Source organism: Flavobacterium sp. 9R, from assembly GCF_902506345.1.
GTDB lineage: Bacteria > Bacteroidota > Bacteroidia > Flavobacteriales > Flavobacteriaceae > Flavobacterium.
This window is the reverse complement of sequence record NZ_LR733413.1, coordinates 3009384-3034744: the sequence shown is the minus strand read 5'-3', so window position 1 is coordinate 3034744 and position 25361 is coordinate 3009384. Positions and strand designations below refer to the sequence as shown.

The following is a 25361-nucleotide window of genomic DNA, read 5'->3' as shown; positions in this document are numbered from 1 at the left end:
GCCCCAAGAGATATAGCGTAGAGCCCGACAACATAAAACAAAGAGAGCCATTCAATAGTTAGTTGAATGGCTCTCTTTGTTTTATGGTGGCACGCCCCAATTTAACTCAATGTTCGGAAACCATTTTTAGTCCGATAATAGAGGCAATGAGGGTAAGCAGGAAGAAAATACGCCAAAAAGTAGCAGGTTCTTTGAAGACCAAAAGTCCGACGAGAACGGTTCCTGCAGCGCCTATTCCTGTCCAAACGGCATAAGCGGTTCCGATGGGGAGGGTTTGTGTGACCTTGTAAACTAAGGACATACTGATGGTGAGACAGGCCAAAAAACCGAGAAACCAGTAGGTAGCTTCGGTGCCTTGTGTTTCTTTGGCTTTGCCTAAACAAGTGGTAAATCCTACTTCGAAAAGGCCAGCAATTAGTAATAAAATCCAGTTCATACTATGGTTTTATGATTAATACCGAAGGAACTCCGCTCAACCAAACGCTTCAGGAATCGACAAGTTTACATTAAGCTCCTATTTTGCATCTCTTTTTTTCGAAAACATTAATCCAAACATCATAAAAAAAGCAGTTAAAATAATAACTTGAATAAGTAAAGAGTTATTCAGCAACTCAATAGTTTGATTAGCAGGTATAGATAAAAATAAAAGTATTGTAATTAAACCTCTAGGCGCTATAAACAACAAAGGCACTATCGGTAATTTAACTAATTTTAAAAAAATAGCACGTATTATAAATATACTAACCGTGATAAAAATAGCCCAAATTATTGTTTTATGATTTAATAACTCAGAAGTTTTTATAACAAAACCAAATAATAAAAAAAACAGAGCTCTAATTAAAAAAGTGAATTCTCCAACCAATTCTTTGAACTTCATTACTTCTTTATTTAAAACTTCCGGATGCAGTTTTTCAATAAATGGCAGTTGCTTTAATTCATCTAAATTCCCTAAAAACAAACCAAAGAACATAATGAAAAATAAAGCAGGCAAATGATATTCTTTTGAAATAAAATAAATCAAAATAACTAGCAAAATAATAGGAGCAAATTTAACCTTATGAGTAATTTTGCTTAACAAATAAGCCAATCCTAATGTTGCAAGAAATGAAATTATAACTATAAAAATCATCTCTAAAAAAAAGACTCCAAATGAACCCAAATCAATTATTGTATGTAAGGTTATAAAATTAAAAAAAAGCACTCCAAATATATCCGACAAGCTACTTTCATAAGTTATAAATTCCTTTTGCGAACTAATTAAATTTTTTGCACTTGATATAGCAACAGCACTACTAATTACTGCTAAAGGGATAGCATTGGCCAAACCTTCTTTGAATGAGATATTGCCGAAATAGTAAAACGCATATCCTAATCCAAAACTTAACAAAAAGATTGGGAAAAATGCTACAATAGATGATTTTTTAACTAATGACAAGTTCGATTTTTTTAATTCCAATTCCAAAGAACCTTCTAATACAATTAAAATAAGTCCAATAGTTCCAATTACAGGCAAAATAGGATTTAAATCGGGTATTACTATATGAAGTAGTGTTGTTCCTTGTTTAACAAACCATCCTAATATTAATAATAAAACAATAGATGGAATCTTAGTTTTTGAAGAAGTAATATCAAAAAAATAAGCCAAAAGTAATAAAATACAAATAGTAATAATAATAGATGAGGACATTGCTTATAGTATATTGTATTGATAGTAACTCTAATAAAAAATAGTTTTGCAAAGGTGGCGAAACAAAATGTATAAATTATAACCCAACTGTTTTTTTTTCAATTTTAAAAAATAAAATAAATTCTAATGTATAAACTAACATATTCACATAAAAAGTAGGATTTAATTATAAAGAAGCTTTTTCTTCCAACACATAAGCATATGATGAAATTCTTTACATATTGGAGAAATGCAAAAAATTAGAGATACTATTTCAAATATTAAGAACAATAAATTAATAAAAACCAAAAAGCTTTCAAAAAAACTGCCATCAAACCAAGGATTTCCTACCTTTTTTAATCGAGGTTTCGTTACCTTTGCACCCTTTTAAATACAGAAAATGATTAAATGGTTTAGTTTGGGATTTTGGGAACTTATCGCTCGTATTGTCCTTAGAAATAGAATTTTAATGCTCTCTATCATTGCAGCCATTACCGTCTTCTTGGCACTGCAATGGAAAAATATTCATTTTACGTTTACCGAAGCGAATATGTTGCCCGATGACAACATTGCAAATGTAGAATACAATGCCTTTTTGGACAAATTTGGAGAAGAGGGGAATTTGATAATTATAGGAGTAAAAGACTCCACTTTTTTTACGCCAAAAGCCTATGCCGCTTGGAGTAAATTGATGAATACCATCAAACAAAATCAGGAGGTAGACTTGGTGGTTTCGCTCAATGATTTGAAAAAACTACAAAAAAACGAAGCTTTAGAAACATTCGAATTGGTTCCTTTTGTAGACGAATCGAAAGCTCTCAATCCAAAATATTTGCAAACCATCAAAAAAGAGTTGTTCAATGACCTTCCCTTTTATGAAGGATTATTGTTCAACAAACGGTCTGGAAGTGTTCGCTCGGCGATTTATATGGACAAAAAAATCGTGAATACTAAGGCTCGTAAAACCTTTGTTTTAGAAAAATTAATCCCTGCGATAACCACTTTTGAAAAAGAAACCAAAATTGACCTTCGCGTTTCGGGGATGCCTTACATTCGAACGTTGAATGCCAAAACGATTACCGACGAGATTAGTATTTTTATTGGCGCTTCGTTATTGATTACTTCTTTATTGTTTTTCTTCTTTTTTAGAAGTTTCAAAGCGACTTTAATTTCTATCGTAATTGTTGTGATTGGAGTAATGTGGTCGTTTGGTTTTCTGGGACTATTCAATTACGAAATTACTATTTTGACGGCTCTAGTTCCTTCATTGATTATTGTGATTGGGATTCCGAATTGTATTTTCTTGACCAACAAATACCATCAAGAATTTAAAGTCCACCGCAATAAAGCCAAAGCCCTGCAAAGAGTCACCACCAAAATTGGAATGGCTACTTTGATGACCAACTTGACCACAGCCATTGGTTTTGCCACTTTTGTCGCTTCGAACAATAATTTACTGTTGGAATTTGGCGTGGTAACCTCAATCAATATTATGGCTTTGTTTTTCTTGAGTTTAATATTGATTCCAATTTTTCACAGTTACTTGAATCCTCCTAAAGAAAGACACCTCAAACATTTGGACAGAGGTTCCGTGAAAAAATTTATGGATTGGATTCTTAAAACCATCAAAACCAATCGTTTCTCGATTTATGTCGCTTCAATAGCGTTACTAATATTCAGTATTATCGGTATTTATGAGATGCGCATTTCGGGTAGTTTGATTGAAGATATGCCTAAAAAAGAAGCATTCTTTCAAGATATAGTTTTCTTCGAAAAAGAATTTGATGGCGTGATGCCTCTCGAAATAATGATTGACACCAAACGTAAAAAAGGAGTAATGAAATTATCTACTCTAAAACGTATGGAAGAACTAGAAACTGCGATTGAGGAAATTCCCGAATTATCGAAACCTATTTCGATTGTGAATTTGGTGAAATATTCCAAACAAGCTTACTATAATGGCAATCCTGATTATTATGAATTGCCAACGTCGCAAGAACAAGCTTTTATCCTTTCGTATGCCAAAAATGCTACAGCCAATAGCAAAGAAAATTTAATGAAAAGCTATGTAGATAGCACTGGTCAATATGCCCGAATCACCACGTTTATGCGTGATGAAAACGGAGACCAAATTGCTAAAATCGAGGCCGAAATTAGAAAGAAAGCCGATAAATTGTTTCCGAAAGAACGCTACAATGTCATCATAACGGGGAAAGCTTTGGTATTTCAAAAAGGTACGGGCTACTTGCTTGATAACTTGCTCTCGTCGCTGATTTTTGCCTTTTTCTTAACGGCGCTTTTGATTGGATTTATGTTCCGTTCGTTCAAAATGATATTGGTTTCTATCATCCCTAATTTATTGCCTTTATTCTTAACGGCTGGTTTGATGGGCTTTTTGGATATCCCTTTAAAACCTTCGACTATTTTGGTTTTCGGAATTGCCTTTGGTCTATCGGTAGATGACACCCTCCGATTCTTGTCGCAATACCGCGAGGAATTGAAGAAGAACAACTGGAAAATCAAAAAATCAGTGTATGCTACGTTTAACGAATCGGGATTGAGTATGTTTTATACCTCGATAGTGTTGTTTTTTGGATTTTCGGTGTTTATGTTGTCTAGTTTTGGAGGAACCATTGCACTAGGTGGATTGATTTCGTTGACTCTTCTATTTGGTATGTTATCGAATTTGATGTTGCTTCCAGCTTTGGTGTTGACTTTGAACAAAACCTTGGCCAATGAACAAGAATTTATTGAACCTAAGATTGACATCATCGAGCGTTCTGACGAAGAGATTGACTCGCTCACTAACGATAAAAAATAAATAGCTGCTATGAAAAAGATTTTATACGTTTTCGCTTTTATGCTCTTAACGCTTGGCGCTTTTGGCCAAACGACGACAATTTACTTGATTCGTCACGCCGAAAAAGTAGACAATTCTAAAAATCCTGATTTGTCAAAAGTAGGTTTGGAGCGCGCTGAACATTGGAAAACGATTCTAGCGCAAGTTCCACTAAAGGCGGTGTACAGTACTGATTTTTTGAGAACGGTACAAACCGCTACACCAACTGCCACTAGTAAAAATTTGGAGATTATAAAATATGACCCAAAAACTCTCGACCTTGAACAACTCAAAAAAGAACACAAAGGTCAAGCTATTTTGATTGTAGGCCATAGCAATACGACACCTGATTTAGTGAATAGAATCATTAATCAAAAGGTGTATGCTCCAATTGACGATACTGTTTTTGGAAATTTATACATCATTACAATTAGCGGAAATGAGCTAAGTCACCAATTGCTGCAAGGGTTGTAAACCTAGAAACGACTGGTTTCCACGACTGCCCTAGCCCCGATTGTAGTGGAAATCCTTGTGAAAATAAAGACTAATTTTTCTTGACGAAAAAGAGCGACCAGCGGAAGCTCCTTTTTGGGCTTAGAAAAATAGTATTTATTGAACAAGATTGTAACGAAAAGCGGGAAATAGCTCCTAAAAAATAAACACAAAACAATTATATTTGCATAACGCTTAAAGCACCGATTTTTGTTTTGAGCGCGTATTTAAATCTAAAAATCTAAAATTAAGATGAAACACACAAAAGTTAAAGACTTATTAAACAGTACAACGATACTTCAGGAGGTTAATGCAAAAGGATGGGTGAGAACGTTTAGAAATAATCAGTTTATTGCGCTGAATGACGGGTCGACTATCAATAATATTCAGTGTGTGGTTGATTTTGAAAATACACCAGATGAGACATTAAAACGCATTACGACTGGCGCTGCCGTTTCGGTTATTGGCTCGTTAGTAGAAAGTCAAGGTGCTGGTCAGAAATATGAAATTCAGGTAAAGCAATTGGAAATTTTGGGTGACTCAGATGCGGAGAAATTCCCAATGCAGCCTAAAAAACACTCTTTGGAATTCTTGCGTGAGAATGCGCATTTGAGAGTAAGAACGAATGCTTTTGGCGCGATTATGCGCGTACGTTCGGTTTTGGCTCACGCGGTGCACACGTATTTTCAGGAGAAAGGTTTCGTGTATGTGAATACGCCAATCATTACTGGTTCGGATGCTGAAGGTGCGGGTGAAATGTTTAAAGTTACCGCTTTGCCTTTTGACAACACGCCAAGAACTGAGGAAGGAAAAGTAGATTACAAAAAAGATTTCTTTGGTAAAGAGACCAACTTAACGGTTTCTGGGCAATTAGAAGGAGAAACGTTCGCAATGGCGTTGGGTCAGATTTATACTTTTGGTCCTACGTTTAGAGCTGAAAACTCAAATACTTCTCGTCACCTAGCAGAGTTTTGGATGATTGAACCAGAGGTGGCTTTCAATGATTTGGAAGACAATATGGATTTGGCTGAGGATTTCATTCAATTTGTTATTAAATATGTAATGGATAAATGTCCAGAGGATTTGAAATTCTTAGAAGGACGTTTGTTAGAAGAAGAAAAATCAAAACCACAAGCCGAAAGAAGTGAAATGGCTTTGTTGGAGAAATTGAACTTTGTATTGGAAAACAATTTCAAACGCGTTTCGTATACGGAAGCAATTGATATTTTGAGAAATTCAACTCCGAACAAGAAGAAAAAATTCCAATATATTATTAACGAATGGGGCGCTGATTTACAATCAGAACACGAACGTTACTTGGTGGAAAAACACTTTAAATGTCCAGTGATTTTGTTTGATTATCCAGCCAACATCAAAGCATTTTATATGCGTTTGAACGACAATACAGAGCCTGGAAAAGAAACAGTTCGTGCAATGGATATTCTTTTCCCTGGCATTGGAGAAATCGTAGGAGGTTCACAAAGAGAAGAACGCTACGATGTTTTGGTAGAAAAAATGAAAACCTTAGGTATAGACGAAGAAGAATTATGGTGGTACTTAGATACCAGACGTTTTGGTTCTGCGGTACACTCTGGTTTTGGTCTTGGTTTCGAAAGATTGGTATTGTTTGTAACTGGAATGACCAATATTCGTGACGTAATTCCTTTCCCAAGAACACCAATGAATGCGGAATTTTAAAAAAGTTTACTGTTGTTTAAAATGGTTTAAAGTTGTTTCCTACAATACAACAACTTTAAACCTTTAAACCTTAAACCTTTAAACTATTAAAAAAAATGCTAAAGCAATTTTTAAATTTAAAATTATCACAGAAATTATCTCCACAACAAATTCAGTTGATGAAGTTAATTCAATTGCCTACGCAAGCATTTGAACAACGTTTGTTAGAAGAAATGAACGAAAATCCGGCTCTAGAAGCAGGCAAAGAAGACGACTACGAGAAAGACGAATTTGAATCTGAAGACTACGACGATTATGATGATGCAGAATCAGATAGAATAGAAGCTGATGACATCAATATTGATGATTACTTAAGTAGTGACGACATCCCAGATTACAAAACGCAAGTCAATAATTATAGCGACGACGATGAAGACCGTGAAAGTCCCTATGCTGCTCCAATTAGTTTTCATCAAGACTTAATCAATCAACTCAATACTTTTATTCTCAACGAAGAAGACCGAGAAATCGCAGAATTCTTAGTGGGTAGTATTGATGATATGGGTTACATTCGAAGAAGCATTCCTGATATTGTAGATGATTTAGCCTTTACACAAGGAATCTATACCGATGAAAAAAATGTAGATAGACTTCTTCACGTTATTCACGAATTGGAACCCACAGGAGTTGGCGCCAGAGATTTACAAGAATGTTTGCTCCTACAACTCAAACATAAAACACCTACAGAATATATTGAATTAGCCATTGATATTATCGAGAATCAGTTTGATGCTTTTACCAAAAAGCACTACGATAAATTGATGCAAAAATACAGTGTCTCTAACGAACAATTAAAAAAAGCGATATACGAAATTGAGCGACTGAATCCAAAACCAGGAGGTTCTTTTGCAGGCAACAGTAAAGTTACCGAAAATATTGTTCCTGATTTTGCCATCAGAATTGTGGATGGTGAATTGGAATTAACGTTGAATGGGCGAAATGCTCCATCATTGCACGTTTCTAAAGACTATCAAGAAATGATGCAAACGTATAAAGATTCTAGAGACAAATCGACACAACAAAAAGAAGCCGTTCAGTTTATCAAACAAAAATTAGATTCGGCGAAATGGTTTATTGATGCTATTCGTCAACGTCAAGAAACACTTTTTGTAACGATGAACGCCATTATGCATTACCAAGAAGAATTTTTCTTAGATGGCGATGAAACCAAATTAAAACCAATGATTTTGAAAGACATCGCAGACTTGGTTGGTCTTGATATTTCAACAATTTCTAGGGTGGCCAATAGCAAATATGTAGAAACACCCTACGGCACCAAATTGATTAAAGAATTTTTCTCAGAAGCGATGATGAACGACCAAGGAGAAGAAGTCTCAACTTTAGAAATCAAAAAAATTCTAAAAAACACTATCGAAGAAGAAGACAAACACAAACCACTTCCCGATGACCAATTGGCCGAAATTTTAAAAGAAAAAGGCTATCCAATTGCCAGAAGAACCATAGCCAAATACCGTGAACAACTCGATATTCCAGTGGCAAGAATGAGAAAGAAAATGTAATAAAAAATCCCAACGAGTAGACTGAACCCAAAAGTTTGGACAAATTTATAATTAATTTTGATAATGATGAGCTCGATATTTAGTCGGGCTCATTTTGTTTAAATTGGACTTGGTTCTGTCGTTATTGTAATAGTTTATATATTATAATTGCACGAATAATGTTTTTCTAATACTAATTTTACGCATTCAAGTTTAAATGAAGCATCATATCTGACTTTTCTTTCCATAAAAATACCCCCAAATAGTGTCTAACTTTTTGGGGGCAGTCTAGAGTTGTTGGGATTTTTATAGTGCTATATTATTTTTTGTCTTTATCGTCGTGCAGCGCGTGATAAAAAGCAGCGCGACTTAAGGGTTCATATTCCTCTGTTTCCCCAAGCATAACGAGTTTATCATTGTCTGTTTTTCTGAAACTGTAATTTGCTAAATTTCCTGTTCGAGTACACACTGCGTGTACTTTGGTTACATACTCCGCTGTAGCCATTAAAGCAGGCATCGGTCCGAAAGGATTCCCTTTAAAATCCATATCCAACCCAGCCACAATTACGCGAATTCCTTGATTGGCTAAATCATTACAGACCCTAACAATTTCGTCATCAAAAAATTGAGCTTCGTCAATGCCAATAACGTCACACCCTTGCGCCAAAAGTGCAATATTAGCAGCAGCAGGAACTGGTGTAGAACGTATTTCATTCTCATCGTGCGACACCACCATTTCCTCGTGATAGCGCGTATCGATAGAAGGCTTAAAAATTTCAATTCGTTGTTTGGCAAACTGAGCTCGTTTCAACCTGCGAATGAGTTCTTCTGTTTTACCCGAAAACATTGAGCCACATATGACTTCTATCCAACCAAATTGTTCTTTATGATTTACTGTATTTTCGAGAAACATTTTGTATTTTTCTACCTTTAAAAATGAATAGTTTTTATTACTTTGTAATGGGAACAAATTTATTAAAAAAGACACACCCTACTCACTATAATACCAAAAGTTATGAAAAAAAGATTGGAGGCTGATTTAGTTAGCATTGCGCACAGAATTCTACAACTTAAAAACAAATCGGATGTGAATGTGCTGTTCTTAGAAACCCAAAAACTATACGAAAAACTGGCGATTTTAAAGTTTGTCGAAGAAAATCTAGGGGATATCAAACCAACCATAGGTCAGGCAGCAATAGAAGCAGAAATAGAGAAAGCTTTTGATTTACCTGAAATAAAAACGGAAATCCCAACAACTGAAGCTGTAATAGAAACTGAAGTTCAAAAGCAAAATGCTGCCATTGAAACGGTTTCAATTGTAGACCAATTGCTAGACAATATTGCTCCCGAAGACAGCATTTTGGAGGCGATTACTAGCGAAACAGCTACCAACGAAATTGAAGAAAAAAACCCTATATCTTTTGCTCCATCTACAGATGAATCAGAAGTCATAAATGAGACAGCAACGCAACCGAGCATAGCAATTGAACAAAAGAAAAATGAAGCCGTTCAAATTTCATTTGAAGAGCTATTGGGCGGGAACTATTCCGAAGCACAATTCGTAAAAGTCGACAGTACTGAAACTAGTAAAACCAATACAGCCACAGCTTTTGATTTGGCGTTTGATAAAGTTGAAACGCTCACTGAAGAAAAAGAAGACAAACCCAAATCATTGAATGACAAACTAGCCAAAGGAATTTCAATTGACTTGAATGACCGCATAGGTTTTGTAAAACATCTTTTTGGCAATAGTAATGAAGACTATAATCGTGTGTTGAGTCAGTTGAATAGTTTTAATAATTTCTATGAAACCAAAACGTTTATTGACGAAATGGTAAAACCAGATTATAATAACTGGGAAGGAAAAGACGATTATGCGAATCGATTTATGGAAATTGTAGAGAAGAAATTCTTGTAATTGGTTCTTCTCACTAAATAATTCAATACCCCATCATCAAACACGAACTTCGTATTCTTGCGGATTTCGTGTTTTAACTTTTTAAAATATGTCTAAACTATATATCGTACCCACTCCAATTGGCAACCTCGAAGACATGACGTTTCGAGCGATTCGCATTCTTAAAGAAGCCGATTTGATTTTGGCCGAAGACACCCGAACCAGTGGCAAATTGCTCAAGCATTTTGAGATTAGCACGCACATGCACAGCCATCATATGCATAATGAACACAAAACCATCGAAAACATAATTAGTCGATTGCAAGGAGGCGAAACCATCGCTCTGATTTCGGATGCTGGAACACCCGCCATCTCGGACCCTGGTTTTTTGATTACTAGAGCATGCATAGAAAACGGTATTGCGGTAGAATGTCTGCCAGGCGCAACCGCATTTGTACCCGCTTTAGTAAATAGTGGTTTACCGAATGACAAATTTGTTTTTGAAGGTTTTCTACCTGACAAAAAAGGAAGACAAACCCGTTATTTGGCTTTGGCCGAAGAAACAAGAACCATGATTCTTTATGTTTCTCCTCACAAATTAGTAAAGACTTTAAGTGAATTTGTTACTTATTTTGGTGAAGACCGTCCCGTTTGTGTTTCGAGAGAATTATCTAAAATGCATGAGGAAAACGTACGCGGAACAGTAAAAGAAGTGCTGGCTCACTTTGAAAAAACTGCACCTAGAGGCGAAATCGTAGTGGTGCTTGGCGGAAAACCGATAACCAAAGAAACCAAAAAGAGTAAATTTTCAGAAAACACTACCGACTAAATGAAACAACCTACAGTTCATATCATTGGAGCTGGTTTGTGTGGTCTTACGCTAGCGTATTTACTCAAGAAAAAAGGCATAAAGTCTGTTGTACTTGAGGCCAATAACCGTATTGGCGGAAGAATAGATACGCGCTATGCAGACAAAATAGGAAGCATTGAAATGGGAGCCACTTGGTGCAACGATACCCATCATAAACTCTTACATTTATTACAAGAACTTAATATTTCGTATACCAAGCAATATACCTCGGGAGTTTCTTTTTTTGAAACATCAAATGCTTATGAACCTCAACGTTTTTCAATTCCTGATAACGAAGCTCCTTCCTACAGAATTGATGGCGGAACCTTCCAACTAATTGCGGCTTTAGAGAAGAATCTTGATTCAAGTTCGATACAGCTCAATGAAAAGGTGCGTCAAATCAAATATGACCAATCAAAAATTATCATTGAGACCACTAGTGGTAAACAAATTGAAGCAGATTATGTAGTGAGCACTTTACCCCCTAATTTATTGGTGGGTACCGTGCAATTTGAACCAGAATTACCGCTTGATTTGACAGCAATCGCCCAAAAAACGCACACTTGGATGGGTGAATCTATAAAATTTGGCTTAGTCTACGAACATCCGTTCTGGAAAGAAAAAGGATATTCGGGGACGGTATTTAGCCATGTGAATTGGGTACAAGAAATGTACGACCACAGTACAAACGACAAGACTTTTTATGCATTAAAAGGTTTCTTAAATGGAGGTGCCTCAACATTAACCCTTGAAGAACGAAGACAAAAAATAGAAAACCAATTGCAACGTATTTTGGGAGACGAAGTAAAAAATGCTACCCATTATTTCGAAAAAGTTTGGAGAGAGGAACCTTTCACTTTTGCCCCTTACGCTTCTTTGATTATGGCGCACCAAAACAACGGGCACCCTATTTATACAACCCCACTTTTTGACAACCGCTTTTTTATTTCTGGCTCAGAAACCGCCCGAGAACATCCTGGTTATATGGAAGGAGCTATTCAAGCGGCATACTATTGTAGTACTTATTTTAATTAAAAATCAATTTAATCATGACTATACCTGCTTTTTTAGAAAAATTAAAAAACACCCCAAACGCTATTACCTTTCAAGAAACTATCGCGGTTATTGAAGCCCATTATGATTTTGAACCAACAGCTTTCGAAAACGGCTTACAACATAATGCCGCTAACGAGAACAACGGCTCTTGCAAATTGTTTGCTTTTGCTGAATTACAGCAATTATCTAAAGAGGCTACATTAGCTTGTTTTGGGGCTTATTACACTGAAGATGTATTGAAAAATCCAGAAGGTACAGACCATCAAAACATTCGTAATTTTATGAAAACAGGGTGGGATGGCATAGCTTTTTATGGAGAGCCTTTGACATTAAAATCCTAAAATATCTTAGCTAAAACATCTATCGCGTGAGGGGTAGTAGTGGAAATCCTTTTGCGAAATGGAATGTAGCAAAAGATTGCAACGGATAACCCGACCCGAAGTTTTTACGTAGGGGCACGCCAAAAAAAACAGAAGACAATTAATAGTGTTTATACCTATCCGCCAAAATTTAAATCTTAAAAACCAAAATCATTATGCGTTGGACACTCAAACCCAAACCTGAAGAAGAAAAAATAAATGAATTAGCGACTGCCTTACAAGTTTCTGGAACGATTGCCTCATTATTACTGCAAAGAGGCATCTCTTCATTTGAGGAAGCACGACAATTTTTTCGCCCCTCATTAAACGATTTGCATGACCCGTATTTGATGAAAGATATGGACAAAGCGGTGGCAAGACTTGAAAAAGCCATAGAAAACGAGGAAAATATTTTGGTTTTTGGGGATTATGATGTGGATGGAACAACGGCAGTTTCTTTGGTTTCGGGCTATTTGAAAAGTTTTTACCCCAATGTTGCTACTTATATTCCGGATCGTTATGACGAAGGCTATGGCGTGTCGTTTAAAGGAATTGATTTTGCCGATGACAACAGTTTTTCGCTAATTATAGCGCTAGATTGTGGGATAAAATCTATTGACCACGTAGCGTATGCCAAAGAAAAGAATATCGATTTTATTATTGGTGACCACCACCGTCCTGGAGATGAATTACCTGATGCTGTAGCAATTTTAGACCCGAAACGAGAAGATTGCGACTATCCGTACGACGAATTGTGTGGTTGTGGCATTGGTTTTAAACTCATTCAAGCGTTGGCAGCAAACCGCGACCAAACCATTGATGATTTGATTCCGTATCTTGACTTGGTTGCAACAGCCATTGCTGCTGATATTGTTCCGATGACTGGAGAGAATAGGGTTTTGGCATATTTTGGATTGCAAGTAATTAATAGTGACCCTCGTCCTGGAATTAAGGCGATGACACATCAACTCAAGAAAAAAACGCTCGATATTACGGATGTAGTTTTTATAATTGCGCCGCGAATCAACGCTGCGGGTCGCATCAAACACGGAAATCATGCTGTAGAATTGTTGACCGAATTTGATTTTGAACAAGCCCAGCAATTTGCCTCTGAAATTGAAGCCTATAATGCCGAACGCAAAGATTTGGACCAACAAATTACGAAAGAAGCGCTGAACCAAATTGAAGAAAATGGCGAACAAAACCGATTTACATCGGTAGTGTTTCAAGAAACTTGGCACAAAGGCGTGATTGGAATTGTAGCGTCACGATTGATAGAAACATACTATCGTCCTACCTTGGTGTTTACCAAAAGTGGCGATAAATATGCCGCATCTGCCCGTTCCGTAAAAGGATTTGATGTATACAATGCGCTCGAAGCTTGTGCAGAACATTTGGAACAATTTGGAGGCCACATGTATGCTGCAGGAATGACCTTAAAACCAGAAAATTATACTGCTTTTAAGGAGGCCTTTGAAAGAGTAGTTCAAGAAACCATTGCCCCCGAATTACTACAACCCGAACTTTCTATCGATGCTGTTGTCCGTTTTGGAGAAATTACCCCTAAATTTACACGCATTTTAAAACAATTTGAGCCTTGTGGTCCTCAAAATATGACGCCCGTTTTTGTTTCCAACAATGTCTTTGATACTGGTTATGGAAAACCTATGGGAAAAGAAGAAGAACATCTGAAACTATTTGTACGTCAAAATAATTCGGAGGGAATTCCAGCAATTGGTTTTGGATTAGGAAACAAACATGCAATAGTAAAAAACAAACAACTTTTCGAGGCCGCTTATTGCATAGACGAAAATGAATGGAATGACAAAATAGAATTACAATTGCGATTGAAAGACATTAGAAACTAAAAAATGAAAACAAAAAACGATCCGTACGCTGCTTTGCGTTATAAAGAATTCAATACTTTTTTATTGTTACGCTTTGCTATGGTTTTTGCCTGGTCCATGCAATTTATCATTATTGAATGGCAAGTGTATAGCTTAACCAAAAATCCTTTATCGCTAGGAATTATTGGCCTTATGGAAATTATTCCAGCAGTAGCGATGGCGCTATTTGCAGGTCATATTGTCGATCAAAAAGAGAAAAAAAGTTTGCTCTTTAAATGCATTGTTGGCTTTTCAATCATTAGTATCGGTTTGTTTTTATTAACTTGGCCTCCTGTCGTCTCAGGTTGGAATATGGATACTGTTTTGTATGCCATTTACTTTATGGTATTTCTAGGTGGCATCGTACGTTCATTTTTAGGGCCTACCATTTTTTCACTTTTGTCACTAATTGTTCCCAAAAAAGCCTATTCTAACGCTGCCACTTGGAGCTCTTCTGTATGGCAAGTTGGTTCAGTAGTAGGTCCAGCTGTAGCGGGTTTTTCTATTCATTGGATTGGTGTACATTGGTCGTTATGCATTGTAATTGCTTTTTCAATTTTTTCAATAATCGCTTTAACTCAAATTGAATCGAAACCTATTTTGAATAAAAAAATTGGTGAACCCGTTAAGGAAAGTTTGAAAGCGGGTGTGCGATTTGTATTCAACAATCCAGCTATCTTATCATCACTTTCACTAGATATGTTTGCGGTTTTGTTTGGCGGAGCGGTAGCCTTGTTGCCTATTTTTGCCCAAGACATTTTAAAAGTCGGCCCTGAAGGATTTGGTGTTTTGAGAGCTGCGCCAGCCGTAGGAGCTTTTATAACGATGTTTGTATCAGCTTATGTGCCTATGAATAAAAATGCGGGGATGAAACTCTTGATCGCTATTTTTGGGTTCGGAGTGTGTATTATCGTCTTTGGACTTTCTACTTTGTATTGGCTTTCCGTGGTTGCGTTGTTCTTTAGTGGTATTTTTGATGGTATCTCAGTGGTGATTCGCCAAACGATTTTACAACTCAAAACACCCGATGATATGCGTGGACGCGTCTCGGCAGTGAACTCCATTTTTGTGGGTTCTTCTAATGAATTGGGTGCTTTTGAAAGTGGTGTTACGGCAAAACTAATGGGAACGGTAACGGCAGTAGTTTTTGGAGGAAGTATGACCTTGCTTACGGTATTGGTAACTGGATTCGTATCCCCTACTTTTAGAAAGCTGGATTTACAAAAAGATTTAGAAGCTCACGAAAAATAGCAATTAAAACGAAATCAAAAAAAGCAAAATATTAGGATTATTAGCAGCCTCAACAAGTGGTAGTTTCTTAATTGGTTCCCTCCCACTTTTTGATTTCAAAAGTAGTCCCATCAAAAACGCCGTACGTAAAATAAGTAATCCAATCGCCTAGATTGACGTATTCGGCGTTTTCTCCAACGGTGTATTTCATTGGCAAATGACGGTGTCCAAAAACCAAATAATTGTAATGCTTGGTTTCTAGTTTTCGTTTGGCATATTGAATTAACCATTCGTTGTCTTCACCTAAAAAAGTAACATCTTCGGCTCCAGAAATTAACTTATTTTTTACCGAAAGATATTGCGCTAGTCCAACTCCTAGGTCAGGATGCAACCAACGAAACAACCATTTAGAGAACGGATTGGTAAACACTTTTTTCATGCGTTTGTATCCTAAATCTCCAGGTCCTTTTCCGTCTCCGTGTCCTACTAAAAAGGTTTTTCCATGAAAAGTGTATTCTTGATTGTCATGAAAAACCGGAATATTCAGTTCTTTTTCAAAATAATCGTTCATCCATAAATCATGATTCCCGACGAAAAAATAAATTGGAATACCACTATCGCGAATCTCGGCCAGTTTACCTAAAACGCGAACAAATCCTTTGGGAACCACGGTTTTGTATTCGAACCAAAAATCGAATAAATCACCCAATAAAAAAATAGCTTCGGCATCTTTCTTTACTTCGTCTAGCCAAGCTACAAATTTTTGTTCTCTAGGAAAACTCAACTCAGGCGTAGGTGCACCAAAATGTTGATCGGAAGCAAAATATATTTTTTTGGAGATTGAAGTCATGCAATTTAATTTGGAATTTGGTCCAGAAACTTTGGGATGAAACTTGAAAGGTATCTATTCCTATACATTATCGCTGGCAAACCATTCTGCGAAAGAAGATTCGGTTTCTTGCAATTTCAATGAGAATAGGTTAATTCCTTCTGGCAATCGGCTTTTGATTCTTGCCGCAAAATCAACAATCATGTTCTCGCTGGTAGGCTGATAATCGACCAAAATCACATGATGTCCACGGTCTTTTAATTCTTTAGCCAATTCAATATGAGGAGTCGTTTGGTTGAAAACAGTAGCGTGGTCAAATTGATCGACTACTTCTTCTTTTACGATTTTTTTCAAATCGGTAAAATCAATCACCATTCCTAATTTTACGTTCGATCGATCGGTTATAGGAGAGCCAATTACGGTTACTGATAACTTGTAACTGTGTCCGTGTACATTTTTGCATTTCCCATCATAACCATATAAAGCATGACCGGTTTCGAAACTAAATTTTTTGGTGATTCTGATATTACTCATCTGTATTGAATTTGGCAGCAAATTTAAGGAATTTTAGCGGTTTTCGTCTCTTTTTTTTGCTCGGTAATACATCCAATAAGCAAATCCAACCAAAATCACGAAAGGCAAATACGAGCCAATTACCACTCCTATTTCATAACTCTTATCAGGAGCTTGGGCTATTTTTTTGGCTACATCTACTTTTTGAAGTAAAGAAAAAGGGGTCATTGTCGTTATTTTTTAAATTGAAGTAAAGCGTTTTTAGTAAAATCAGAAAGCACCAATTGCCCGGAAATCGTGGCACGTTCTAGCAATAAAGTTGCCCAATGATCGGTGCCTTCCCAAAATACTTTCTTGATTTCAAGTAAAGCTTTTGGATTATAGCTCGCTAATTGTGTACCCATTTGTTGCACGGCTTCGTCTAATTCCGGAAGGGTTTCAAAAATAGCGGCATACAAACCTTGTTGTTGTGCCCACTCAGCCGATTTCCATTCTTGAGCCGCCAAGGTCATTTGGGACATTGCCATTTTTCCTATTTTACGACTCACTGCTGGCTCAATCACAAAAGGACCAATTCCAATGGCGAGCTCTGATAATTTGATACTAGCCTGACGAGTAGCCAAGGTATAATCACAAGCAGCAGCAATACCAACTCCACCTCCAATGGCTTTGCCTTGAATGCGACCAATAATCACTTTTGGACAAGTACGCATCGCATTGATAACATGTGCAAATCCTGAAAAGAAAATCGCTCCTTCTGCTTCTGTACTCACCGCTAAAAGTTCATCAAAAGAAGCACCTGCACAGAAAACGCCTGTACCTTCACTCTGTAGTACCACCACCTGAACCGCATCATTAGTACTTACTTCCTGAATCGCGGTTGTGAGTTGCTGCAAAAGGGCTTTAGGAAAAGAATTACTGGCGGGGTGACCAAAGGTAAGTGTTGCAATACCATTGGCAATCGTTGTGGTAAGTGTGCCTGAGGCAATCATTTGTGACATACTTTTTATTTTAGCGTAAAGTTAAAATTATTTCCATAACCCACTTCTTTTTTTGCAGCGAAAGCATTTTTGTGAAGTATAAATTTGCGTATTCATTAATTAAAATACTATATTTGCGACATAGTCATGGGGATGTAGCTCAGTTGGCTAGAGTGCTTGACTGGCAGTCAAGAGGTCGTGGGTTCGAGCCCCATCTTCTCCACAAAAAAGCCTTAGAAACTTATGTTTTTAAGGCTTTTTTTTATTGAGTGTTTAGAAAAACTAGAAGTATTAAACGTAAAAAACACCAATAATTATAGACAAATTTGCTGCTAGTTCTTAATGCTCACAACAGCATTTATAAATGGTTATTGTAATCAGAAACCAAATAAATAGCTAAAACAATAACTTCGACAAAATATTTGTTGAACTTGGAGACTTAGGCATTAATCCAAGTAAAGTTGCATATTGCTGAGCTTTTAAAACAGTTTTCATTTTTGAAGGGAAAGCACTCTGTATGCCAGACATTACAGAGTTATATCCTGCTTTGTTTGAAGCCATCATTGGCAATGCATTTTTCTTTTTATTCAACAGTTCGGTAACAATTGAAGTTACTTGAGGCACTTGTTCAGGTGTCAAGTTGAGTTTAGGTTTTAAAGTACCCAGAATTTGAGAACTAACACCACTTACATCAAATGAGGATAGCGCTGCTTTACTACCAACTGCTGTTGCCTTATTCACATCATTTAAAGAAATTTGTGCTTTTGATGATATTGCAGAACACAGTAATAAGACGAATGTTAAAATGAAATTTTTCATAGCTAAAGTGTTGATTTTTAGATTTTAGAAACATAAAATTAATCAATTTTTACTATTATAAGATAAAATTTAAACTTAAAATCGTACTTCTGAAAAACAAAAAGTCCTATCTAGCCCTGATCGCCAGCGGCATCCTTTGCTTTTTTCCTTTAAAAAAGCAAAGATATAGCGTAGAGCAGGACGAGGCGTGGTTATGAAAAGGAAACGTGGTGCTCCTCATCAATTACCTAAAGCTGTAAGTTAGCCCAATCGAGCCATAATAATAGCCAGTATTGACAGGATGATTGACCTCTTTGGAGCGGTAAAAAAAAGTATAATGACAATTGAAATGGTTGTAGCGGTACTTGATGCCCACGGCAGTGTGCCAGCGCCAACGAATCAGGTCTAATTCTACGGGGCTTTGCGTCCCAAAAAGGCTGCCTTGAACCGTTGCATCATAAGCTTGATACTGCAAACTAGGGTGGATAAAAAAATACAATTCCTCTGTTTTGGTAGTGCCTAAAACGCCGCCACTATAAAAATTAGAATGGGCTATGGGTTGCAAATTTTTCAAACCTATTCTAGCAAAAAAACCAGAATTAAGGCCCGTTTGCACGGTTCCTAAAGTTGCTTGTCCTTGAAAATGAACATCAAAATGAGGAGTGGTCCCGTTTGGAAAAAACTTTTGGGAAAAGCGAAATTGGGTTTGCAACGCAAAGGTATTTTTGATTTGGTTTTGCCAACCTTCCACATGGCGCAACGAAAAAGCATCGTGCAATCCGTTTTGCATTTCTTCGGCATACGAATTGGGACCTACATAGCCTAGCTGTACCGCTCCTTGATAAACGCTATTGTTTGCCATAAAAAACGTTTGATTGGCTTCGCCAAACAAATAACCGGCAAAAGGGCGATCGTTGTCTTTAATGGCGTTAGCCAATCGGGTTCTTGGAGTGTAAATGTATTGTGCTAATCGGAATTCCGTAGTCTTTTTTAATAAAGTTGGAGATTGTTTTTGATTTAAATACGCATAAAACAGCGTAATTCCATTGGTATAATAGCGATCATTTTTTACAGAAGCATACAAATCATTGTCGAGTTCTACTCCCACTTGCTTGCTATCGAAAGTTTGTGCTGAACCCAAAAAATAAGTCCCTAACAGCAGCAAAAACAAGAGTTTTACTGGTCTCATTTGTAGTTTATAGTACCAACATGTGACATTACGCGTACGATTTTGGCTTTTCGATTGTTGATGTAAGAAGAAGAACTTGTGGCTTTGTATTTGCGTGGGTTGGGTAAAATAGCGGCAATTCCTGCAGCTTGCATTTTGGTCAAACTCGACGCATCTTTTCGGTACCAATATTGGGTGGCTGCATGGGCTCCATAGACCCCATCGCCCATTTCGATACTGTTCAAATAGACTTCCATAATGCGTTTTTTACCCCAAATAATTTCGATTAGTACCGTGAAATAAGCTTCTAATCCCTTGCGCAAGTAACTTCTACCTTGCCATAAAAAGACATTTTTGGCGGTTTGCTGCGAAATGGTGCTTCCGCCTTTTATTCTTCGTCCTCTTTCGTTGCTTTTATAGGCTTTTTGCATCGCCAAAAAATCAAAACCATTATGGCTCAAAAAAGTACCGTCTTCACTGGCAATCACGGCTTTTTGCAAATTCATAGAAATATTTTCGATGGGTTCCCAATCGTGGCTAAAATGATTCTCTTTTCCGTCGGCTACGTTTTCAAAAAAACGAATCACCATCAGCGGCGTAAAAGGAACGGGAACGAATTTAAACACTACCACACTAAAGATAGAAAGCCCAAAAAACCAAAGCATTGCTTTGAAAAGAAAGCGTTTCACTTTACTTCCAAAACTAGCATCCTGCTTCTTGACTGGTTTTTTTGAAGTTGTCTTTTTTGGGGTAATTTTGGTTGCCATTATACTAAATCTGCTAATTCGGTTCCTATTAAACTGCCAATTGCCACACCCATTCCGCCCATACGAACCCCACAATATACATTCTGGGATAAGTTGGTTACTATAGGATTTTTGCTAGCGCCTATTCCCATAATTCCGCTCCAACGGTGTGCAATTTCAATATCTTGATTTGGCAAAATTACTTCTTTTAATAATTGTTCCAATTTTTTTTGAATAATTTCGGTTTGTCCCATTTCGGTAGTGGTTTCTTCTTCAAAAGCTAAGTTTCGTCCTCCGCCTAATAAAATTCGGTCACCGATATTTCTGAAATAATAATACCCGCGATCCAAATGAAAAGTTCCTTTGATGTCCAAATTCGGAATAGGTTCTGTAATCAGCACCTGAGCTCGTGCGGGTTTTACTTGTCCTTGTGTCAATTCTGCTGCAAAACCATTGGTAGCAAACAATAACTTTTGGGTCACAAAACTAAAATCACCCAAAGCTACTTCAACACTTGAACCCTTATCCTCAAACCCCGTAACTGTTTGCTGATTCAGAATCAAAATATTGGCCGCTACGGCTTGACGCAACAGTTCTTGCATCATATTTCCTGTATCAATTTGTCCTTCGAAAGGATTAAAAATCAAGTATTCTTTTGTCCCTTTAAATCCAAAACGGTCCACTTCCTTCGTAAAAACGCAACCTCTAAAAATAGGATTCAGAATTTCATTGACAAAAGCCATTTTATTGACACACTCGGTGTACAAACTCTCTTCCTCTTCTAAAAACAATTCATACCCGCCAAAAGGTTTGTAATCCAAAACCGCATCAGGAATCCGTTTGCGCAACAATTGCAAACCCGACCAACGCTTTTGCACTAAAGCAATTACCTCTTCTTCGGTATGTGTTTTTAAATCTTCTACAATCTCCGAAAGACTTCCAAAACAAGCAAAACCAGCGTTTTTTGTACTCGCACCTTGGGGCAACATTCCTTTCTCTAGCACCAATATTTTGGCAGCAGGAAATCGCTCTCTCAAACGCAATGCGGCGTGCAATCCCACAATTCCACTTCCCACAATCGTGTAATCTACATCAGTAAACCAGTTTTTTATTTCCCAATAACTCAAATGCATCTTTCGAAAATTTTTATAAAAATAGGTATTTTTTGGAGCTATTTCCAGCTGTCCACTGTATCTTTTCTATTTTAAAGAAAAATAGAAAAGGATGCCGTTCCCATCTGGGCTAAAACTAAGTGCACCACAAGATATTTGATTTACAGAATTAAATCAGCGCCAACAATAAAATTCAAAATGGAACACGGTTCACAATAAATATAAACTAATTAGAATCCGTTCTAATCTGCTTCATCAGTAGCATCCGTGGCAAATTAATTTATTTTACAAGGCATTTTGTTTTTAAAGCGAGCAATGAGACTACTATCCAAAACAAGTCGATTTAAATGATTATTTTTACCTTTTAAAATTGAAAACAATGAAAAAGATTCTTTTATTAACCCTATCCCTGATGAGTTTGACAACAATGGCTCAAAACACACTGACTCCCGAGCTACTCTGGAAACTAGGTCGAGTAACACCTCTAGGCCTTTCAAAAGACGGAAAAAACGTCATTTATAAAGTTGCTACACCCTCAGTAGCCGAGAACAAATCCAGCTCTAAGTTCTATTCACTTTCCATCGAAGGCGGAAATGCCACTGAAATTAAAGACACCAAAGGTCTGCTAAACGACAAAAACACCTCACCTGATGGAAAATATCTTGTCTATAACGAAGAAGTAAAAATCGACAAAGTACACGGAAAAGATTTCTATCCTGAACTGGAAAAATCAAATGTACAAATCTACAACGGACTCGATTACCGCCACTGGGACACTTGGAATGAAGGCAAATTCAACCACGTGTTTTACAAAGAAAATAAAGACGGCGCTACAGGAATGGATATCCTAAAAGGAGAAAATTTCGATAGCCCACAAAAACCTTTTGGTGGCGACGAAGATTATATTTGGTCACCAGACAGCAAAAGCATTTTGTACGTATGCAAGAAAAAAGCAGGTACTCAATATGCCATTTCTACGAATACAGATATTTATGAATACCAACTCGAATCCGGTAAAACCATCAACCGAACCGAAGGTAATTTAGGGTACGACACGGCTCCTCAATTTTCACCTGCAGGTCACTTGACTTGGTTGCAAATGAAACGTGATGGTTATGAAGCCGATAAAAACGACATCATTGTAGATTTCAAAGGCCTCAAAATGAACCTTACCGCCAATTGGGACGGAAGTGTAGACCAATTTATGTGGAATCCAGACGGAAAAAACATCTACTTTGTAGCCGCCGTAGACGGTACCAAACAATTGTTTGCAGTGAACTTCCCCGGAATGACTAGAATTGCGGTAACCGTTAGCCAAATTACCAAAGGTGATTTTGATGTAAGCGATATTATTGGCTTTTCTGGCGACCAAGTTTTGGTCACAAGAACCGATATGAATCACGCTGCTGAAATTTTTTCTTATAATCTAAAGAAAAACACTTGGAAACAATTGTCTAATGTGAATACAGCAACGTACAACTCTTTAGCGTTAAGCAAAACCGAACGTCGCTATGTTACCACAACAGATGGTAAAAAAATGTTGGTTTGGGTGATTTTACCTCCGAATTTCGATGCAACTAAAAAATATCCCACGTTGTTATACTGCCAAGGTGGGCCACAATCGCCTTTAACGCAAAGCTATTCCTTCCGTTGGAATTTCTCTCTGATGGCTGCTCAAGGCTATGTAGTGGTAGCTCCAAACCGTAGAGGAATGTACGGCCACGGACAAGAATGGAACGAAAAAATATCGGGTGATTGGGGCGGACAAGTGATGGACGATTATTTATCAGCGATTGATGACGTCGCTAAAGAATCGTATGTAGACAAATCACGTCTGGGATGTGTAGGCGCTAGTTATGGTGGCTATTCTGTGTTTTATTTAGCTGGAATTCATAACAATCGTTTCAAAACATTTATTGCCCACGATGGTGTTTTCAATACGCAGAGTATGTTTGGCACCACCGAAGAAGTCTTCTTTAACAACTGGGATTTTGGAGGAGCGTATTGGGAAAAAGATAATAAAGTGGCGCAAAAAGCCTACACTACTTTTAACCCAATCACATTGGTAGACAAATGGAATACCCCAATTTTGATTATTCAAGGAGGTATTGATTTTAGAGTACCGATTGGCCAATCGCAAGAAGCCTTTCAAGCGGCACAATTAAGAGGTATCAAAAGTCGCTTTTTGTATTTTCCAGAAGAGAACCATTGGGTGTTGAAACCACAAAATGCCCAAGTTTGGCAAAGAGAATTTTACAAATGGTTGAAAGAAACCTTATAGTTACCCGCAAAAAAAACCTCGCTAATTGCGAGGTTTTTTTATAGTAATTTTTTCCATCTATTCTGGATCATTCATTTTAAAAGAATCCATAAAGGCAGTCGTGTAATCTCCTGCTATATAACGAGGATCATCCATTAACTGTCTGTGGAAAGGAATAGTAGTTTTGATTCCTTCAATTACGAATTCATCCAAAGCTCTACGCATTTTGCTAATCGCTTCTTCACGAGTTTGCGCAGTAGTAATCAACTTGGCAATCATCGAATCGTAATTTGGTGGAATAGTATATCCAGAATACACGTGGGTATCTAAACGAACTCCGTGTCCGCCTGGCATATGTAAGGTGGTAATTTTTCCTGGAGAAGGACGGAAATCATTGTAAGGATCTTCCGCATTGATACGACATTCAATAGCGTGTAAATTTGGGAAATAATTTTTTCCTGAAATTGGCACACCTGCCGCAACTAATATTTGCTCACGAATCAAGTCATAATCTACAACTTGTTCTGTGATTGGGTGTTCTACTTGGATACGAGTATTCATTTCCATAAAGTAGAAATTACGGTGTTTGTCTACTAAAAATTCAACTGTTCCAGCGCCTTCGTATTTAATGTATTCTGCAGCTTTTACAGCAGCTTCACCCATTTTAGCACGTAACTCATCTGTCATAAACGGAGATGGCGTTTCTTCTGTTAATTTTTGGTGACGACGTTGTACAGAACAATCTCTTTCCGAAAGGTGACAAGCTTTACCGTAAGCATCACCTACTACTTGAATTTCGATATGACGTGGCTCTTCGATTAATTTCTCTAAGTACATTCCGTCATTACCAAAAGCGGCTGCCGATTCTTGACGAGCACCTTCCCAAGCTTTCAATAAATCTTCTTCTTTCCAAACGGCACGCATTCCTTTTCCTCCACCACCAGCAGTTGCTTTCAACATAACTGGATATCCAAATTCTTTGGCTAATGCAGCAGCTTGTTCGTAAGATTCTAATATTCCAACAGATCCTGGTACACAAGGTACTCCTGCTTCGATCATTGTCGCTTTTGCAGAAGCTTTATCTCCCATACGATCAATCATTTCAGGAGCTGCACCAATAAATTTAATACCGTGTTCTTGGCAAATTTTTGAAAACTTTGCGTTTTCAGAAAGGAATCCATATCCTGGGTGAATGGCATCGGCATTAGTAATTTCTGCTGCTGCAATAATATTTGACATTTTAAGGTATGACAAATTACTTGGTGCAGGTCCGATACAAACGGCTTCGTCAGCAAATTTTACGTGTAAACTTTCAGCATCCGCAGTAGAGTAAACTGCTACTGTTTTGATTCCCATCTCTCTACACGTTCTAATAACCCTAAGAGCAATCTCTCCTCTATTTGCTATTAATATTTTTTTAAACATCTTGTTTTTTTTAAAATTA

24 protein-coding genes and 1 tRNA gene are annotated in these 25361 nt (G+C 37.2%); 12 read left to right on the top strand and 13 right to left on the bottom strand.

Features of this window, described 5'->3' with window-relative positions:
• Nucleotides 1-106 precede the first annotated feature (106 nt).
• Both FLAVO9AF_RS13475 and FLAVO9AF_RS13470 read right to left on the bottom strand, forming a co-directional pair.
• Nucleotides 107-436: a multidrug efflux SMR transporter gene (locus tag FLAVO9AF_RS13475; RefSeq protein ID WP_159689846.1), complete on the bottom strand. Its 330-nt coding sequence runs from the start codon at nucleotides 434-436 to the stop codon at nucleotides 107-109.
• A gap of 78 nt (nucleotides 437-514) precedes the next feature.
• Nucleotides 515-1687 carry a cation:proton antiporter gene (locus tag FLAVO9AF_RS13470; protein ID WP_159689843.1) on the bottom strand — a complete coding sequence of 391 codons (1173 nt, stop codon included), beginning with the start codon at nucleotides 1685-1687 and terminating at the stop codon, nucleotides 515-517.
• Between the two features lie 379 nt (nucleotides 1688-2066).
• Here FLAVO9AF_RS13470 and FLAVO9AF_RS13465 point away from each other — a divergent pair, with 379 nt between their 5' ends.
• The 4 genes from FLAVO9AF_RS13465 to rpoN all read left to right on the top strand — a co-directional run bounded on the left by FLAVO9AF_RS13465 (nucleotide 2067) and on the right by rpoN (nucleotide 8254).
• Complete coding sequence (locus tag FLAVO9AF_RS13465) at nucleotides 2067-4487, top strand: RND family transporter (RefSeq protein ID WP_159689840.1); 2421 nt, start codon at nucleotides 2067-2069, stop codon at nucleotides 4485-4487.
• A 9-nt stretch (nucleotides 4488-4496) separates the two neighbouring features.
• Complete coding sequence (locus FLAVO9AF_RS13460; protein WP_159689837.1) at nucleotides 4497-4979, top strand: histidine phosphatase family protein; 483 nt, start codon at nucleotides 4497-4499, stop codon at nucleotides 4977-4979.
• Between the two features lie 270 nt (nucleotides 4980-5249).
• Nucleotides 5250-6695, top strand: coding sequence for an asparagine--tRNA ligase (gene asnS, locus FLAVO9AF_RS13455; protein WP_159689834.1), 1446 nt, complete (start codon nucleotides 5250-5252; stop codon nucleotides 6693-6695).
• A 95-nt stretch (nucleotides 6696-6790) separates the two neighbouring features.
• Entirely contained in the window at nucleotides 6791-8254 is a 1464-nt protein-coding gene (rpoN, locus tag FLAVO9AF_RS13450) for an RNA polymerase factor sigma-54 (protein ID WP_159689830.1), read from the top strand.
• A gap of 51 nt (nucleotides 8255-8305) precedes the next feature.
• Here the strand turns inward: rpoN and FLAVO9AF_RS15800 are convergent, their stop codons facing one another.
• Together FLAVO9AF_RS15800 and FLAVO9AF_RS13440 are read right to left on the bottom strand one after the other, a co-directional pair.
• Nucleotides 8306-8392, bottom strand: coding sequence for an IS3 family transposase (locus FLAVO9AF_RS15800; protein ID WP_159691109.1), 87 nt, complete (start codon nucleotides 8390-8392; stop codon nucleotides 8306-8308).
• 160 nt (nucleotides 8393-8552) lie between these two features.
• Nucleotides 8553-9146, bottom strand: a complete 594-nt coding sequence (locus FLAVO9AF_RS13440) for a thymidine kinase (RefSeq protein ID WP_159689826.1) — start codon at nucleotides 9144-9146, stop codon at nucleotides 8553-8555.
• 102 nt (nucleotides 9147-9248) lie between these two features.
• Here FLAVO9AF_RS13440 and FLAVO9AF_RS13435 point away from each other — a divergent pair, with 102 nt between their 5' ends.
• From FLAVO9AF_RS13435 to FLAVO9AF_RS13410, 6 genes are all read left to right on the top strand, one after another.
• A complete protein-coding gene (locus FLAVO9AF_RS13435) occupies nucleotides 9249-10151 on the top strand; it encodes a hypothetical protein (RefSeq protein ID WP_159689823.1) in 903 nt (300 codons plus the stop codon).
• 88 nt (nucleotides 10152-10239) lie between these two features.
• The gene (gene rsmI, locus FLAVO9AF_RS13430) at nucleotides 10240-10959 is read left to right on the top strand and encodes a 16S rRNA (cytidine(1402)-2'-O)-methyltransferase (protein WP_159689819.1); all 720 of its coding nucleotides are present in this window, start codon (nucleotides 10240-10242) and stop codon (nucleotides 10957-10959) included.
• Nucleotides 10960-12015, top strand: coding sequence for an NAD(P)/FAD-dependent oxidoreductase (locus FLAVO9AF_RS13425; protein ID WP_159689816.1), 1056 nt, complete (start codon nucleotides 10960-10962; stop codon nucleotides 12013-12015).
• Between the two features lie 14 nt (nucleotides 12016-12029).
• Nucleotides 12030-12377 (top strand): HopJ type III effector protein, encoded by a 348-nt coding sequence (locus tag FLAVO9AF_RS13420; protein WP_159689811.1) that lies wholly within the window; start codon nucleotides 12030-12032, stop codon nucleotides 12375-12377.
• Nucleotides 12378-12571: 194 nt separating this feature from the next.
• Nucleotides 12572-14263: a single-stranded-DNA-specific exonuclease RecJ gene (gene recJ, locus FLAVO9AF_RS13415; RefSeq protein ID WP_159689806.1), complete on the top strand. Its 1692-nt coding sequence runs from the start codon at nucleotides 12572-12574 to the stop codon at nucleotides 14261-14263.
• 3 nt (nucleotides 14264-14266) lie between these two features.
• Complete coding sequence (locus tag FLAVO9AF_RS13410; protein ID WP_159689803.1) at nucleotides 14267-15532, top strand: MFS transporter; 1266 nt, start codon at nucleotides 14267-14269, stop codon at nucleotides 15530-15532.
• Nucleotides 15533-15599: 67 nt separating this feature from the next.
• On the opposite strand, the gene FLAVO9AF_RS13405 is transcribed toward FLAVO9AF_RS13410, so the two are convergent.
• Genes FLAVO9AF_RS13405 through FLAVO9AF_RS13390 form a run of 4 tightly spaced genes read right to left on the bottom strand, consistent with a single transcriptional unit; the run spans nucleotide 15600 to nucleotide 17854 of the window.
• Nucleotides 15600-16361 carry a UDP-2,3-diacylglucosamine diphosphatase gene (locus FLAVO9AF_RS13405; protein WP_159689801.1) on the bottom strand — a complete coding sequence of 254 codons (762 nt, stop codon included), beginning with the start codon at nucleotides 16359-16361 and terminating at the stop codon, nucleotides 15600-15602.
• Nucleotides 16362-16421: 60 nt separating this feature from the next.
• Entirely contained in the window at nucleotides 16422-16874 is a 453-nt protein-coding gene (locus FLAVO9AF_RS13400; RefSeq protein WP_024982243.1) for a 6-carboxytetrahydropterin synthase, read from the bottom strand.
• A 33-nt stretch (nucleotides 16875-16907) separates the two neighbouring features.
• Nucleotides 16908-17081, bottom strand: a complete 174-nt coding sequence (locus FLAVO9AF_RS13395) for a hypothetical protein (RefSeq protein ID WP_201296297.1) — start codon at nucleotides 17079-17081, stop codon at nucleotides 16908-16910.
• A 5-nt stretch (nucleotides 17082-17086) separates the two neighbouring features.
• Nucleotides 17087-17854, bottom strand: coding sequence for an enoyl-CoA hydratase/isomerase family protein (locus tag FLAVO9AF_RS13390; RefSeq protein ID WP_159689798.1), 768 nt, complete (start codon nucleotides 17852-17854; stop codon nucleotides 17087-17089).
• A 128-nt stretch (nucleotides 17855-17982) separates the two neighbouring features.
• On the opposite strand from FLAVO9AF_RS13390, the gene FLAVO9AF_RS13385 reads away from it, so the two are divergent.
• A tRNA-Ala gene (locus tag FLAVO9AF_RS13385) sits at nucleotides 17983-18056 on the top strand.
• 173 nt (nucleotides 18057-18229) lie between these two features.
• Here the strand turns inward: FLAVO9AF_RS13385 and FLAVO9AF_RS13380 are convergent.
• From FLAVO9AF_RS13380 to FLAVO9AF_RS13365, 4 genes are all read right to left on the bottom strand, one after another.
• Nucleotides 18230-18652, bottom strand: coding sequence for a hypothetical protein (locus FLAVO9AF_RS13380; RefSeq protein WP_159689796.1), 423 nt, complete (start codon nucleotides 18650-18652; stop codon nucleotides 18230-18232).
• Between the two features lie 223 nt (nucleotides 18653-18875).
• Complete coding sequence (locus FLAVO9AF_RS13375) at nucleotides 18876-19820, bottom strand: lipid A deacylase LpxR family protein (RefSeq protein ID WP_159689793.1); 945 nt, start codon at nucleotides 19818-19820, stop codon at nucleotides 18876-18878.
• Complete coding sequence (gene mtgA / locus FLAVO9AF_RS13370; RefSeq protein ID WP_159689791.1) at nucleotides 19817-20566, bottom strand: monofunctional biosynthetic peptidoglycan transglycosylase; 750 nt, start codon at nucleotides 20564-20566, stop codon at nucleotides 19817-19819. Before mtgA ends, FLAVO9AF_RS13375 begins: the two co-directional genes overlap by 4 nt.
• On the bottom strand, nucleotides 20566-21678 hold the full coding sequence (locus tag FLAVO9AF_RS13365) for an FAD-binding oxidoreductase (RefSeq protein ID WP_159689788.1): 1113 nt from the start codon (nucleotides 21676-21678) through the stop codon (nucleotides 20566-20568). Before FLAVO9AF_RS13365 ends, mtgA begins: the two co-directional genes overlap by 1 nt.
• Before the next feature lie 358 nt (nucleotides 21679-22036).
• Between FLAVO9AF_RS13365 and FLAVO9AF_RS13360 the strand changes: the two genes are divergently transcribed.
• Complete coding sequence (locus FLAVO9AF_RS13360) at nucleotides 22037-23938, top strand: S9 family peptidase (RefSeq protein ID WP_159689785.1); 1902 nt, start codon at nucleotides 22037-22039, stop codon at nucleotides 23936-23938.
• Nucleotides 23939-23995: 57 nt separating this feature from the next.
• Here FLAVO9AF_RS13360 and accC read toward each other — a convergent pair whose 3' ends face one another.
• A complete protein-coding gene (accC, locus tag FLAVO9AF_RS13355; protein ID WP_159689783.1) occupies nucleotides 23996-25342 on the bottom strand; it encodes an acetyl-CoA carboxylase biotin carboxylase subunit in 1347 nt (448 codons plus the stop codon).
• Nucleotides 25343-25361 lie beyond the last annotated feature (19 nt).

Excerpts from the sequence above, each read along its gene's own strand:
- FLAVO9AF_RS13475 (WP_159689846.1), bottom strand. The coding sequence starts at position 436 with ATGAACTGGATTTTATTACTAATTGCTGGCCTTTTCGAAGTAGGATTT.
- FLAVO9AF_RS13470 (WP_159689843.1), bottom strand. The coding sequence starts at position 1,687 with ATGTCCTCATCTATTATTATTACTATTTGTATTTTATTACTTTTGGCT.
- FLAVO9AF_RS13465 (WP_159689840.1), top strand. The coding sequence starts at position 2,067 with ATGATTAAATGGTTTAGTTTGGGATTTTGGGAACTTATCGCTCGTATT.
- FLAVO9AF_RS13460 (WP_159689837.1), top strand. The coding sequence starts at position 4,497 with ATGAAAAAGATTTTATACGTTTTCGCTTTTATGCTCTTAACGCTTGGC.
- asnS (WP_159689834.1), top strand. The coding sequence starts at position 5,250 with ATGAAACACACAAAAGTTAAAGACTTATTAAACAGTACAACGATACTT.
- rpoN (WP_159689830.1), top strand. The coding sequence starts at position 6,791 with ATGCTAAAGCAATTTTTAAATTTAAAATTATCACAGAAATTATCTCCA.
- FLAVO9AF_RS13440 (WP_159689826.1), bottom strand. The coding sequence starts at position 9,146 with ATGTTTCTCGAAAATACAGTAAATCATAAAGAACAATTTGGTTGGATA.
- FLAVO9AF_RS13435 (WP_159689823.1), top strand. The coding sequence starts at position 9,249 with ATGAAAAAAAGATTGGAGGCTGATTTAGTTAGCATTGCGCACAGAATT.
- rsmI (WP_159689819.1), top strand. The coding sequence starts at position 10,240 with ATGTCTAAACTATATATCGTACCCACTCCAATTGGCAACCTCGAAGAC.
- FLAVO9AF_RS13425 (WP_159689816.1), top strand. The coding sequence starts at position 10,960 with ATGAAACAACCTACAGTTCATATCATTGGAGCTGGTTTGTGTGGTCTT.
- FLAVO9AF_RS13420 (WP_159689811.1), top strand. The coding sequence starts at position 12,030 with ATGACTATACCTGCTTTTTTAGAAAAATTAAAAAACACCCCAAACGCT.
- recJ (WP_159689806.1), top strand. The coding sequence starts at position 12,572 with ATGCGTTGGACACTCAAACCCAAACCTGAAGAAGAAAAAATAAATGAA.
- FLAVO9AF_RS13410 (WP_159689803.1), top strand. The coding sequence starts at position 14,267 with ATGAAAACAAAAAACGATCCGTACGCTGCTTTGCGTTATAAAGAATTC.
- FLAVO9AF_RS13405 (WP_159689801.1), bottom strand. The coding sequence starts at position 16,361 with ATGACTTCAATCTCCAAAAAAATATATTTTGCTTCCGATCAACATTTT.
- FLAVO9AF_RS13400 (WP_024982243.1), bottom strand. The coding sequence starts at position 16,874 with ATGAGTAATATCAGAATCACCAAAAAATTTAGTTTCGAAACCGGTCAT.
- FLAVO9AF_RS13395 (WP_201296297.1), bottom strand. The coding sequence starts at position 17,081 with ATGACCCCTTTTTCTTTACTTCAAAAAGTAGATGTAGCCAAAAAAATA.
- FLAVO9AF_RS13390 (WP_159689798.1), bottom strand. The coding sequence starts at position 17,854 with ATGTCACAAATGATTGCCTCAGGCACACTTACCACAACGATTGCCAAT.
- FLAVO9AF_RS13380 (WP_159689796.1), bottom strand. The coding sequence starts at position 18,652 with ATGAAAAATTTCATTTTAACATTCGTCTTATTACTGTGTTCTGCAATA.
- FLAVO9AF_RS13375 (WP_159689793.1), bottom strand. The coding sequence starts at position 19,820 with ATGAGACCAGTAAAACTCTTGTTTTTGCTGCTGTTAGGGACTTATTTT.
- mtgA (WP_159689791.1), bottom strand. The coding sequence starts at position 20,566 with ATGGCAACCAAAATTACCCCAAAAAAGACAACTTCAAAAAAACCAGTC.
- FLAVO9AF_RS13365 (WP_159689788.1), bottom strand. The coding sequence starts at position 21,678 with ATGCATTTGAGTTATTGGGAAATAAAAAACTGGTTTACTGATGTAGAT.
- FLAVO9AF_RS13360 (WP_159689785.1), top strand. The coding sequence starts at position 22,037 with ATGAAAAAGATTCTTTTATTAACCCTATCCCTGATGAGTTTGACAACA.
- accC (WP_159689783.1), bottom strand. The coding sequence starts at position 25,342 with ATGTTTAAAAAAATATTAATAGCAAATAGAGGAGAGATTGCTCTTAGG.